The organism is Kitasatospora sp. GP30 (genome assembly GCF_029892145.1).
Lineage (GTDB): Bacteria > Actinomycetota > Actinomycetes > Streptomycetales > Streptomycetaceae > Kitasatospora > Kitasatospora acidiphila.
Genome location: NZ_JARZAH010000017.1, coordinates 65,337 through 79,295, shown reverse-complemented (window position 1 = coordinate 79,295; position 13,959 = coordinate 65,337). Strand labels below are relative to the sequence as shown.

Here is a 13,959-nt window from a genome sequence, read left to right as displayed (position 1 = left end):
GGGAGAAAGGGCCGGTGCTTGCCCGGGCTACGGTTACCCGAGCTCGTTGTTGATGAAGGCGAAGAGCTCGTCATCCGAGGCGTCTTCGAGATGCTGAATCACTGACGTGTCGTCAGCTTGCTTCTCAATAAGGCTGGCAAGCCGGGTCAGTAGGGCGTTGAGTCGGGCAACGGCCGTCGCCCGGTTCTCCTCGTCCGGATCGGAGCCCAGCAGCGCGGCCTCCAGCCGGTCCAGCTCGTCGAGCACCGAGCCGCCGGCCGCCGTGCCCGGGGCGAGCTCCGCCCCGAGGTGCGCGGCGAGTGCCACGGGGTTGGGGTAGTCGAAGACCAAGCTGGACGGCAGCCGCAGTCCGGTCTCCTGGTGGAGGCGGTTGCGCAGTTCGACGGCCGTGAGCGAGTTGAATCCCATATCGCGGAAGGCGAGTCCGGTCTCCACCGCCGCCGAGTCCGCGTGACCGAGGACGGCGGCGACCTGGCCGCACACCAGGTCGAGCAGCAGCTGCTCGCGTTCCGTCCCGGCCAGCACGGCCAGGCGCTCCGTCAGCCCGGCACCAGCAGCGGCGTCGGTTGCTGTCGCAGGTGCCACGGCCTCATTGAACTCGGTGATGTCCGCGAACAGTTGACTCGGGCGGCTCGCGGTGAACGCGGGCGCGAAGCGCACCCAGTCCACGTCAGCGACAGTGAGTGTCTCCGCGCCGGCCGCCACCGCACGCTGGAGCGCGGCAACCGCCGGCTTCGGCGCCAGCAGCCGCAGGCCACGCCGGGCCAGGTACTCCGCGGCGCCGTCGCCATCCGCCATGCCGCCGCCGGCCCAGGGCCCCCAGGCGATGGCCGTGCCCGCCAGCCCTCGGGCGCGCCGGGACTCGACGAGCGCGTCCAGGAAGGCATTGGCCGCACTGTAGACGGCCTGGCCACCACTACCCCAGACGCCGGCAATGGAGGAGAAGACCACGAACGCGTCCAACTCCCGCTCCGCCAGCAGCTCGTCCAGGTGCACGGCCCCCAGGGCCTTGCCCGAAACCACCGCCGCGGCCTGCACGAGATCGGTCTGCGCGAGCGGCACCGAGTGGTTCACCCCGGCCGCGTGCACCACCGCCGACACCGGATGACGCTCCAACAACGCGGCAACCGCGGCACGATCGGCCAGGTCGCAGGACTCGACGGCCACCTCGACACCGAACCCGGACAGCTCGGCGGCCAACTCCGCCGCACCAGGCGCGGTTACACCCCGGCGACTGGTCAGGACGAGCCGCTCGGCGCCCGAACCCGCCAGCCAGCGCGCCACCTCGGCGCCCAGCGCACCGGTGCCACCAGTAACCAGCACCGTGCCACGCGGACGCCACTCGGAACCCGGGCCGGCCTGAGCACGAGTGAGCCGGCGACCGAAGACGCCCGAAGCACGCATTGCCACCTGGTCCTCGACACCGGAGGCCAGCACCGCCAGAAGACGCGCAACGGCACGATCGTCCACCACCTCCGGAAGGTCGACCAGACCGCCCCACGACTCCGGCGACTCCAGCGCCGCCGTCCGACCCAGGCCCCACACCAGGGCCTGCGCAGGCGAAACGCCCCGGTCCGACCGGCCGATCAACACCGCACCACGCGTCACACACCACAACGGAACACCGAGACCCGCACCGGCCAGCGCAAGTGTGGACGCGAAACCAGTGGTCAGTTCCGAGTGTTCAGGGTGCGGACGCTCGTCCAACGCCAGCAGCGACAGCACACCGGTAGTCGCATCGTCCACCGACGCACGCACGGCAGCGAGATCTGCCGCGAGCTCCACGGCGGCTCCGTGCCGCCGAAGACCGGCGACCAGCTCAGCGGCGACCGCGTTCGGCGCCTCCGGCATCACCACTACCCAGCTGCCGGCCGGGGTCTCGGTTGCCTCGTCGGCCTCGGCCAGCGGCTTCCAAGCAACGCCGTACTGCCAGTCAGCCGTGGCGGAGAGCTCGCGCTGCTTCTGGCGGTAGGAGGCCAGCGCGGGCAGCAGCGCACTCAGCGGGGCGTCGGCGTCGACACTCAACTCACCCGCGAGCGCGGCCACATCACCGGACTCGACGGCCGACCAGAGCCGTCCAGCCGCCGGGTCGGTGCCGGCAGCCGGGACGGCTGCGGCCTCGGGCCAGTAGTGCTCGTGCTGGAACGGGTAGGTCGGCAGGTCCACCCGACGAGCGGCGGGCAGCAGGCGCGCCCAGTCGACGGTGGCGCCGTCGACGTGGAGCTCGGCCAGCGCGGTCAGCAAAGTGCTCGCCTCGGCGCGGTCCTTGCGCAGTACGGCGGTGGCCACGCGCGGTGCGGTGGTCAGGCCGTCCTGGGCCAGGGCGGTCAGCACGCCGTCCGGACCCAGCTCGACGAACCGGGTGACCCCGGACTCCTGGAGGGCCTGCATGCCGGCCTGGAAGCGCACGGCCTCGCGGACGTGCCGCACCCAGTACATGGGGTCGCACACCTGATCAGCCGTCGCCTGGCGGCCGGTCAGGTTGGAGACCAGCGCAAGGCTCGGCACGGCGGGTTCCAACCCGCGCACCACCTCGGCGAACTCCGCCAGCATCGCGTCCATGGCAGGAGAGTGAAACGCATGCGAGACCCGCAAACGCCTAGTCTTTCGACCCAACCCCTCCCAGTGGACCGCCAACGCCAGTACGCCGCTTTCGTCGCCGGACAGCACCACCGAACGCGGACCGTTGACGGCGGCGACGCTCACGTCCATCCGATCGCCGAGCTGCGCCAGCACCTCGTACTCGGTCGCCTCCACGGCCACCATCGCTCCGCCCGCAGGAAGCGCCTGCATCAGCCGACCGCGAGCAGCCACCAACCGGCACGCATCCTCCAGTGAGAAGACGCCGGCCACGTGGGCGGCCGCGATCTCGCCCACCGAGTGGCCGATCAGCACATCCGGCAGCACACCCCACGACTCCAGAAGCCGGAACAGCGCCACCTCCAGCGCGAACAGCGCGGGCTGGGTGTACTCGGTCTGGTGGATCAGTTCCTCGGCACCGAACACCACCTCGCGAAGCGGCCGTTCCAACTCGCCGTCCAGCCGCGCGCACACTGCGTCGAACGCCGCCGCGAACACCGGGAACGCCTCATACAACTCCTTCCCCATGCCCGGACGCTGAGCGCCCTGACCGGTGAACAGGAACGCCGTCAGCCCGTCCTGCTCCACCTCTCCCTGCCGAACCCGAACACGTGCGTCGCCGCGGCCCGCCGCGATCGCGGCCAGGCCGTCCAGGAGCTCCTGACGGTCCGCCGCCACGACCACCGCACACCGCCGGAGTGCTGCGCGCGCGGTGGCGAGGGTGTGGGCGACCTCGGCCGGCCCCAGTTCCGGATGGGCCACCAAGTGAGCATGCAGACGCTCGGCCTGGGCTCGCAGAGCCGAGCCGGTCTTCGCCGACAGCATCCACGGCAGCGCACCAACCAGCTCGGTCTGGCGCTGCGCCACCTCGGTGGCCGGCGGCGCCGCTTCGAGGACCACGTGCGCGTTGGTGCCGCTCAGACCGAACGACGACACCCCGGCCCGGCGCGGCTCACCGGTCTCCGGCCACTCCACAGCGCTGGTGAGCAGCGAGACCGCACCCGCCGACCAGTCCACATGCGGGCTCGGCTCGTCGATGTGCAGGCTCTGCGGCAACACCCCGTGCCGCATCGCCAGCACCATCTTCACCACCCCCGCCACGCCCGCAGCCGCCTGCGTGTGGCCCAGGTTGGACTTCACCGAGCCGAGCAGTACCGGCCGCTCTGTCGATCGGCCCTGCCCGTAGGTCGCCAAGACCGCCTGCGCCTCGATCGGGTCGCCCAACGCGGTCCCAGTCCCGTGCGCCTCCACCACATCCACCTGGTCGGCCGTCAACCCGGCACTCGCCAGGGCCGCCCGGATCACCCGCTGCTGCGAGGGACCGTTCGGCGCGGTCAGCCCGTTGCTCGCGCCGTCCTGGTTCACCGCCGTCCCACGCACGATCGCGAGCACTGGGTGGCCGTTGCGCTGCGCATCCGAGAGCCGCTCCAGCAGCAGCACCCCGACGCCCTCGGACCACCCGGTCCCGTCGGCAGCGGCGGCGAACGGCTTGCACCGGCCGTCCCCCGCCAACCCGCCCTGATGCGCGAACTCCGCGAACGCGCCGGGCGTCGACATCACCGTCACACCACCGGCCAGCGCCAGATCGCACTCGCCAGCCCGCAGCGACTGCGCCGCGAGGTGCAGTGCCACCAGAGACGACGAGCATGCCGTGTCCACCGTCACCGCCGGGCCCTCAAGCCCCAGGGCGTAGGCGATCCGGCCCGACACCACACTCGCCGCGTTACCCGTCCCCACATGTCCCGCGACCTCGTCCGTGCCCAGCAGGAGCATCGGGTAGTCCTGGCCGTTGGTTCCTGCGAACACGCCCGTCCGCGAACCACGCAACGACAGCGGGTCGACTCCCGCCCGCTCCACCGCCTCCCAGGCCACCTCCAGCAGCAACCGCTGCTGCGGGTCCATCGCCAACGCTTCACGCGGCGACACTGCGAAGAACCCGGCATCGAATCCCGAGACGTCGTTCAGGAACCCGCCCACCCGGGCGAAGTCCCCAGCCAGTCCGGCGAGATCCCACCCGCGATCGACCGGGAACGCCCCCATCGCGTCCGCACCGGCCGAGAGCAGCTCCCACAACTCCTCGGGTGAGTCCACCCCACCCGGGAAGCGGCAGCCGAGCCCGACGATGACCACCGGTTCGGCCCCAACACTGCCGACTGGCGCGGATTCCACGCCGACAGCAGCGATCGTCCCGGCCAACTCGCCCTCCAGGTAGTCGGCCAGCACGGCCGCCGTCGGGTAATCGAAGACCAGCGTGGACGGCAGCCGCAGCCCGGTCGCCAGGTCCAGGCGGTTGCGCAGTTCCACCGCGGTCAGCGAGTCGAAGCCCAGCTCGCGGAAGGCGCGTTCGCTGTCGACGGCCTCGGCGGACGCGTGGCCGAGCACCGCGGCGACCTGGGTCCGCACCAGCGAGAGCAGGAAGCGGGAGCGCTCCGCGCCGGCCATGGCGCCGAGCCGCTGCACCAAGGACAGTTCCGCGGTCCCAACGGCCGCGACCGTACGTGGGACGAGTTCGCCGATCAGCGGCGAGGGCCGGGCGGCGGTCAGCGCAGGAGCGAACCGCTCCCACTCGATGTCCGCCACCATCACCGACGCCAGGCCACCAGCCACCACCCGAGCCAGGGCCTGAACCGCCAACTCCGGTGCCAGCGCGGCCACACCGCCACGCCGCAACCGCTCCACCACCACACCGTCGACCGCCATACCGGCCCCAGCCCACGGACCCCACGCAACCGACGTCGCCACCAGACCCAGACCACGCCGATGCTCCGCCAACGCATCCAGATACGCGTTCGCCGCCGCATACGCCCCCTGACCAGCGCCACCGATCACGCCGGCCAACGAGGAGAAGAGCACGAAGGCGTCCAGTTCCAGCCCGGTGGTCAACTCGTGCAGGTGCCAAGCGCCCAGAACCTTGGGTGCCAGCACACCCGCCACCCGCTCGACGCTCATCCCGTCCAGCACGCCGTCATCGAGCACACCGGCGGCATGCACCACCGCCGACACAGGGTGACGCTCCAACAGCCCGGCAACCGCGGCACGATCCGCCATGTCGCAGGCCTCGACCACCGCCTCGACCCCGAGCGCGGCAAGCTCTGCGCACAACTCCTCAGCGCCGCCGGCGGCCGGCCCGCGACGGCTCGTCAGCACCACCCGCTCGGCGCCGTTCACGGCCAACCAGCGCGCCACCTCCGCACCCAGCGCACCCGTCCCACCCGTCACCAGCACCGCGCCACGCGGCCGCCAACCACCCCCACCAACGCCCGGCACCCGTGTCAGCCGACGCCCGAACACACCCGAACCACGCACCGCCACCTGGTCCTCACCATCGGAGGCAAGCACGGACAGCAGGCGCAGGACGGCCCGCTCATCCACCACCGCCGGCAGATCCACCAGACCACCCCAGGAGCCCGGCGACTCCAACGCCACCACCCGACCCAGACCCCACACCAACGCCTGCCCAGGCGCCACCAACCGATCCGACCGCCCCACCGACACCGCACCACGCGTCACACACCACACCGGCACACCGAGACCCGCGCCCGCCAGGGCGAGCGTCGCCGCGAAACCCCGAGTCAGCTCGGGGTGGTCGGGGTGCGGCCGCTCGTCCAACGCCAGCAGCGACAACACGCCCGCCGCGCCGTCCAGGGCCGCCCGCACCGCGTCCGGCCCACCCGTCACCGCAGTGGCACCCTGGCGGTCCAGCTCGGCGAGCAGCCCCGACAGGCCGTCCGACAACGACTCCGGCACCGCCACGACCCACCGGCCGCCGATCATCGGCGTCTCAGCCGGGTCCAGCGGCTGCCATGACACCCGGTACTGCCAGCCGTCGACCACCGACCGGGCCCGGCCGCGCTCGCGGTACGAGACCAGCGCGGGCAGGATGTCATCGAGCGCGTGCTCGTCGGCCAGTTCGAGCGTGCCGGCCAGTTCCTCGGAATCTCCGCGCTCCACCGCCTCCCAGAACCGGGCGTCGACCGCGTCCGCGCCACCGACCGTGACCGCAGCCGGCCGCAGCCAGTAGTGCCCGTGCTCGAACGGGTACGTCGGCAGCTCGATCCGCCGCGCGCCGCGACCGGCGTACCAGGCCTCCCAGTCCACCGACGCGCCGTCGACGTGCAACGCGGCGAGCGCCGTGAGCAGCGTCCGCATCTCAGGACGGTCCTTGCGCAGGGCCGCGCTGAACACACCGGCCTCGCTCGTGAGGGTGTCCTGGGCCAGCGTGGTGAGCACCCCGTCCGGCCCGACCTCAAGGAAGCGGGTCGCCCCGGCCTCTCGAAGCGCCTGGACACCATCGTGGAAGCGCACCGCTTCGCGCACATGGCGCACCCAGTACTCGGGATCGCACAACTCCTCGGCGGTCGCGAGCCGGCCGGTGAGGTTGGATACCACCGGAAGCACCGGCGCCGTGAACGACAGGCTCTCGACCACCGCACGGAAGGCATCGAGCATCGGGGCCATCAGGGGGGAGTGGAACGCGTGGCTGACCGTCAGGCGACGGGTCTTGCGCCCCTCCGCCTCGAACTGCCGGGCCAGCCCCAGGACAGTGGCCTCGTCACCGGAAATCACCACCGAACGCGGGCCGTTGACGGCGGCGATGCTCACGCCGACGTGACCGGCGAGCCGGGCCAGCACCTCCGCCTCAGTCGCCTGGACGGCCACCATCGCACCACCGGCAGGCAGTTGCTGCATCAACCGGCCGCGCGCAGCCACCAGGGCGCATGCGTCCGCCAGTGAGAACACCCCGGCCACATACGCCGCCGCGATCTCCCCCACCGAGTGGCCGAGCAGCACATCCGGCACGACCCCGAACGACTCCAGCAGCCGGAACAGCGCCACCTCCAGCGCGAACAACGCCGGCTGGGTGTACCCGGTCTCGTGGATCAGCGCGCCATCACCGAACACCACGTCCTTCAGAGGCCGTTCGAGCTCCTGGTCCAGCCGCGCGCACACCGCGTCGAACGCCGCCGCGAACTCCGGGAACGCCTCGTACAACTCCCGGCCCATACCCGGACGCTGTGCACCCTGCCCGGTGAACAGGAACGCCGTCCGACCGGCCGACGCCACCCCGCGCACCAACCCCGGATCCTCCTCGCCGCGCGCCAGCGCCGCCAGCGCACCGGCGTCCAGCGCCACCGCCCGGTGCTCGAACACCGCCCGCCCCGCCGCCAGCGAGAACCCGGCATCCACCGGCGAGGTGTCGGCATCCAGCGCCGCCACCAGCCGTTCCGCCTGCCGCCGCACCGCCGCCGCACTGCGCGCCGACAGCACCAGCGGCGCCGGCCCGCCATCCTCCGCTGACTGCTCGGATTCGGCGAACTCCGGCTGCTCCAAGACCACATGGGCGTTCGTCCCGCTCAGGCCGAAGGACGAGACAGCCGCCCGGCGCGGCTCACCGGTTTCAGGCCACGGCACGGCGTCGGTCAGAAGCTCGACGGAACCCGCCGACCAGTCCACCTCGGGCGACGGCTCGTCCACGTGCAGCGTGCGCGGCAGCACCCCGTGCCGCATCGCAAGCACCATCTTCATCACACCCGCGACACCGGCCGCCGCCTGGGTGTGCCCCAGATTCGACTTCAACGACCCGAGCCACATGGGCCGTTCGGCAGCACGCTGCCCATAGGTGGCCAACAGCGCCTGAGCCTCGATCGGGTCGCCCAGCCGCGTGCCCGTGCCGTGCGCCTCCACTGCGTCCACCTGGTCAGCCGTCAGCCCGGCGTTGGCCAGCGCCGCGCGAATCACCCGCTCCTGGGACGGCCCGTTCGGCGCGGTCAGCCCGTTGCTCGCACCGTCCTGGTTCACCGCACTGCCACGCAGCACCGCCAGCACCGGATGGCCGTTGCGCTGCGCGTCCGACAACTTCTCGACCAGCAGCACGCCGACGCCCTCGGACCAGCCGGTCCCGTCGGCCGCCGCCGCGAAGGACTTGCACCGCCCGTCCGCCGCCAGCCCGCCCTGCCGCCCGAACTCCACGAACGCGGCCGGGCCGGCCAGCACGGTGACCCCGCCGACCAGCGCGAGGTCGCACTCCCCCTGGCGCAGCGCTTGAGCGGCCAGGTGCAGCGCGACCAGCGAGGAGGAGCAGGCCGTGTCCACCGTCACCGCCGGGCCCTCCAGCCCGAAGGTGTAGGCCAGCCGCCCGGACAACACCGAGGTGGCGCTACCGGTGAGCAACTGCCCTTCCAGCGCCTGGAGTTCCTCGGGGTCCCCACCGCCGTAGCCCTGGTAGGAGGCTCCGACGAAGACACCGGCCCGGCTCCGCCGCAGGGTGGCCGGCTTGATCCCGGCCCGCTCGAAGGCCTCCCAGCAGGTCTCCAGCAGCAGCCGCTGCTGCGGGTCCATCGCCAGCGCCTCGCGCGGCGAGATCCCGAAGAAGTCCGCGTCGAACTCCCCGGCGCCGTAGAGGAATCCACCCTCGGGGGCGGGCCCGCCGCCGGCCGGCCCGTCCAGGCCCCAGCCGCGGTCGGCCGGGAATTCGCCGATCGCGTCGACGCCGTCCACGACCAGTCGCCACAGCTCGTCCGGCGTGCGTACCCCGCCCGGCAGGCGACAACTCATCGCGACGATCACCACCGGGTCGTCCGCGTCCCGCCGGCCGACGGCGGCAGCGGCAGCAGCCTCCGGCGCCACCGAGCCGAGCAGCTCGGCGCGCAGCCGACCGGCCAGCGCGACCGGTGTCGGGAAGTCGAAGACCAGGGTCGCGGGCAGCGCGAGGCCGGTCTCGGCGGTGAGCGCGTTGCGCAGTTCCACGGCCGTCAGCGAGTCGAAGCCCAGCTCGCGGAAGGCCCGGCCGGGTTCCAGCGCGTCCGGGGACGGGTGGCCGAGGACGGCAGCCGCCCGGGAGCGGACCAGGTCGAGAAGCTCACGCTCCGCCTCGGCGACCGGCAGCGCGGCGAGCCGCCCGCGCAGCTGGGCACCGGCCCCGTCCACGTCTGCGGCGGGCTGCTGCGCGGCCAGCGCCCGGGCGGCTTCGGGCAGGTCGGCGAGCAGCGGGCTGGGGCGGCCGACGGCGAAGGCCGGCGCGAAGACGGCCCAGTCCACGTCGGCGACGATCAGCTGTGACTCGGTGGTGTCCAGCGCGCCCTGCAGCGCGCGCAGCGCCGGTGCGGGCGGCATCGCGGGCAGGCCGCGGCGGGCGAGTTCGATCTCCGCGCCGTCCCGGGCGGCCATGCCTTCACCGGCCCACGGACCCCAGGCGACCGCGAGGGCGGCCAAGCCGCGGCGGCGGCGCGCGGCGGCGAGTGCGTCCAGGTGGGCGTTGGCGGCGGCGTAGCCGGCCTGGCCGCCGCTCCCCCAGATGCCGGCAATGGACGAGAACAGCACGAAGGCGTCGAGCGGGCGATCCCCGAGCAGCTCGTCCAGGTTGTCGGCGCCCACCGCCTTCGCGGCGAGCACCTCGGCGACCTCGGCGGGGGTCAGCTCGCCGAAGGCGGTCAGCTGCCCGACGCCCGCGGCGTGCACCACGGCGGTCAGTTCGGCGAGCGCGGGGGTCTCGGCCAGCAGCCGGGCGAGTGCGTCGCGGTCGGCGACGTCGCACGCGGCGACCGTCACCTCTGCGCCCAGCGCGCGCAGTTCCGCGCACAGCTCGGCGGCGCCGGGAGCCGCCGCCCCGCGCCGGCCGGTCAGCACCAGGTGCGCGGCCCCAGCGGCGGCGAGGTGGCGGGCCACCTGGGCGCCGAGCGCGCCGGTGCCGCCGGTAACCAGGACGGTGCCGCGCGGAAGCCAGGGCTCGGCCGACGCGGAAGCGGGCACGGCGCGGGCCAGCCGGCGGGCGAAGACGCCGGAGCCGCGCACCGCGACCTGGTCCTCGCCGCCTTCGGCGAGCACGGCGATCAGGCGGGTGAGTGCCCGCCGGTCCGGCTCCTCGGGGAGATCGACCAGCCCTCCCCACAGCCGCGGGAACTCCAGGGCCGCCACCCGGCCCAGGCCCCATACCTGTGCCTGCGCCGGGGCGGCCGGGCCGTCCGAGCGCCCGACGGCGACCGCGCCCCGGGTCAGCGCCCACAGTGGCGCCTCGACCACCGTGTCTGCCAGCGCCTGGACCAGGCAGAGCGTCGCGGTGAGGGCGCGCGGCAGCCCGGGGTGGTCCGGGTGTGCGCCGTCCATCAGGGCGAGCAGCGAGATCAGGCCGGCGTACGGCGCACTGTCCGCGCTGTGGTCCCGCAGCCGTGCCGCCAGCGCCTCACGGGTCAACTCATCGGCGTCGATTGCCAGTTCGATCGGCTCGGCGCCATGCTCGCGCAGCGCGCCGAGCACGGCGGACACCCGCGGGTCCGCGGCCCCGGTGCGCGGGATCAGCACCAGCCAGCGGCCGGTGAGCGGGGCTGCCGCGGGATCAGGAAGGGGCTGCCAGCGGACCCGGTAACGCCAGCCGTCGACGGTGGACTGCTCCCGCTGCCGGTGGCGGTAGCCGGCGAGGGCCGGTAGCAGTTCGCTCAGCGGGACCTGCGCGTCGACGTGCAGCGCCTCGCTGAGGCCGGCCAGGTCGGCGCGTTCCACCGCCTCCCAGAAGCGCCGGTCCTCGGCGCCGGTGTCGGTGACGGCTGTGGCAGCCGGGGCGTTGGCGTCGAGCCAGTAGCGGTGCCGCTGGAACGCGTAGGTGGGCAGGTCGACGCGCCGGGCGCCGCGACCCGCGAAGAACCGGGCCCAGTCGACGGCCGTGCCGTGGACGTGCAACTCGGCGACGGCCGCGAACAGGCTCGTCGGCTCCGGGCGGCCGCGGCGCAGTGCTGCAGTGAGCAGCACGGGGGCATCGTCCGGGGCGAGGCAGTCCTGGGCGAGCGCGGTGAGCACGCCGTCGGGACCGAGTTCGAGGTAGTGGGTGACGCCCTCGGCGTGCAGGGTCCGCACGCCGTCGTGGAAGCGCACGGCCTCGCGGACGTGGCGCACCCAGTAGGCCGGGTCGCACAGCTCCTCGGCGGTCGCGAGGCGGCCGGTGAGGTTGGAGACCAGCGGGAGCGTCGGGGCCGCGAGGGTGAGCGCCTCGACGACCGAACGGAACTCGGCCAGCATCGGGTCCATCAGCGGGGAGTGGAACGCGTGACTGACCGTCAGGCGACGGACCTTGCCACCAGCGGCCTCGAACTCCCCCTCCAGTTCCACAACAGCGGCCTCGGCACCCGAGATCACGGTCGAGCGCGGGCCGTTGACGGCGGCGATGCTCACATCGGTGCGGCCAACCAGCCGGGCCAGCACCTCGTCCTCGGTGGCCTGCACGGCCACCATCGCACCTCCGGCGGGCAGTTGCTGCATCAGCCGACCGCGCGCCACCACCAGCCGACAGACATCGTCCAGCGAGAACACCCCGGCCACGTACGCAGCGGCGATCTCACCGACCGAGTGGCCGATCAGCGCATCCGGCGTCACACCCCACGATTCGAACAGCCGGAACAGCGCCACCTCAAGGGCAAACAGGGCGGGTTGAGTCCAGGCGGTCTCGTGGATCGCCCCATCTCCGCCGAACACCACCTCCCGCAACGGCCGTTCGAGCTCGGCGTCCAACCGCGCGCACACCGCGTCGAACGCCGCCGCGAACACCGGAAACGCCTCATACAACTCCCGCCCCATCCCGGGACGCTGGGCCCCCTGACCGGTGAACAGGAAAGCGAGGCCACCCTCGCCGCGTGCCGCGCCGTACACCAGGTGCGCCGCCGGCTGTCCGGCCGCCAGCGCCTCCAGGCTGCGCAGGACCCCTTCTCGGTCGTCGGTAGTGACGGCGGCACGGTGCTCGAACGCCGAGCGTCCGGTCGCCAGCGAGAAGGCGATGTCCACCGGCGCGACCTCCGGACGCGCCGTCAGGTGGTCGCGCAGCCGCTCAGCCTGGCTGCGCAGCGCCGCCGCGCTCCGGGCGGAGAGCACCAGGGGCACCGCCGGCAGCGCCTCGGGCGGGTCCTGCGTGGTGAGCGGCTCGTCGGCAGGCGCTTCCTCAAGGACCACGTGCGCATTGGTGCCGCTCACCCCGAAGGAGGAGACGCCGGCGCGCCGCGGCCGGCCGGTCTCGGGCCAGGCGACGGACTCGGTCAGCAGGCGCACCTCGCCCGCCGCCCAGTCCACGTGCGGGGAGGGCTCGCTGATGTGCAGCGTCTTGGGCAGCACACCGTTCCGGATCGCCTGCACCATCTTGATCACGCCCGCGACGCCCGCCGCCGCCTGGGTGTGGCCGAGGTTCGATTTGATCGTGCCGAGCCACGCCGGCCGGTCCGCCGAGCGTCCTCGGCCGTAGGTGGCGAGCAGCGCCTGCGCCTCGATCGGATCGCCGAGGTTGGTGCCGGTGCCGTGCGCCTCGATCGCGTCGACCTGGTCGGCCGTCAGCTGGGCGTTGGCGAGCGCCGCACGGATCACCCGCTGCTGGGAGGGGCCGTTCGGCGCGGTCAGGCCGTTGCTCGCGCCATCTTGGTTGACCGCGCTGCCGCGCAGCACCGCGAGCACCGGGTGACCGTTTCGGCGCGCGTCGGACAGCTTCTCGACCAGCAGCATGCCGACGCCCTCGGCCCAAGCGGTGCCGTCCGCGTCGGCCGAGAAGGCCCGGCACCGGCCGTCCGACGCCAGCACCCGCTGCCGGCTGAATTCGACGAAGGCCGCCGGGCTGGCCATCACCGAGACCGCGCCGGCCAGGGCGAGCGTGCACTCGCCCTGGCGAAGGGCCTGCGCGGCCAGGTGCAGCGCCACAAGTGAGGACGAGCAGGCGGTGTCGACCGTCACTGCCGGGCCCTCCAGACCGAGGGCGTACGAGATCCGGCCGGAGACCACGCTGGCCGCGCTGCCGGTGCCGAGGTAGCCCTCGAAGTCCTCGGGGGCCCGGTGCAGGCGTGCGGCGTAGTCCTGGCCGTTGGTGCCGACGAACACGCCCACTTGGCCGCCGCGCAGAGCGACCGGGTCGATGCCGGCGCGTTCGAACACCTCCCAGGAGGTCTCCAGCAGCAGGCGCTGCTGCGGGTCGGTGGCGATCGCCTCGCGCGGCGACATGTCGAAGAACGCCGGGTCGAACTCGGCGGCTTCGTACAGGAACCCGCCCTGATCGGTGTAGCAGGTGCCGGGCTTGGCCGGGTCCGGGTCGTAGAGCGCCTCCAAGTCCCAGCCGCGATCGGTCGGGAAGCCCGAGATCGCGTCCATCTCGTCGCTGACCAGCTGCCAGAGGTCCTCGGGTGTCCGCACGCCGCCCGGGAACCGGCAGGCCATGCCCACGACGGCGATCGGCTCCCGCCCGGCGTCCGCCAGCAGCCGGTTCTCCTGCCTGAGGCGCTCGTTCTCCCGCAGGGACGTGCGCAGCGCTTCAACGACCTTGTCGGCTGGCGTAGCCATCGGATGCTCCACTGTCAGGACGAGACGGGACCGGTACTTCGGCGTCGCGGCGGGATCAGCCGGGGAGGCGTTCAGCGCACG

Annotated in this window: 1 protein-coding gene; it reads right to left on the bottom strand. The window is 73.1% G+C overall.

Annotation, left to right across the window (positions count from 1 at the left end; genetic code table 11):
* Positions 1-33: 33 nt before the first annotated feature.
* The gene (locus P3T35_RS23115; RefSeq protein ID WP_101378597.1) at positions 34-13,878 is read right to left on the bottom strand and encodes a type I polyketide synthase; all 13,845 of its coding nucleotides are present in this window, start codon (positions 13,876-13,878) and stop codon (positions 34-36) included.
* Positions 13,879-13,959: the final 81 nt, after the last annotated feature.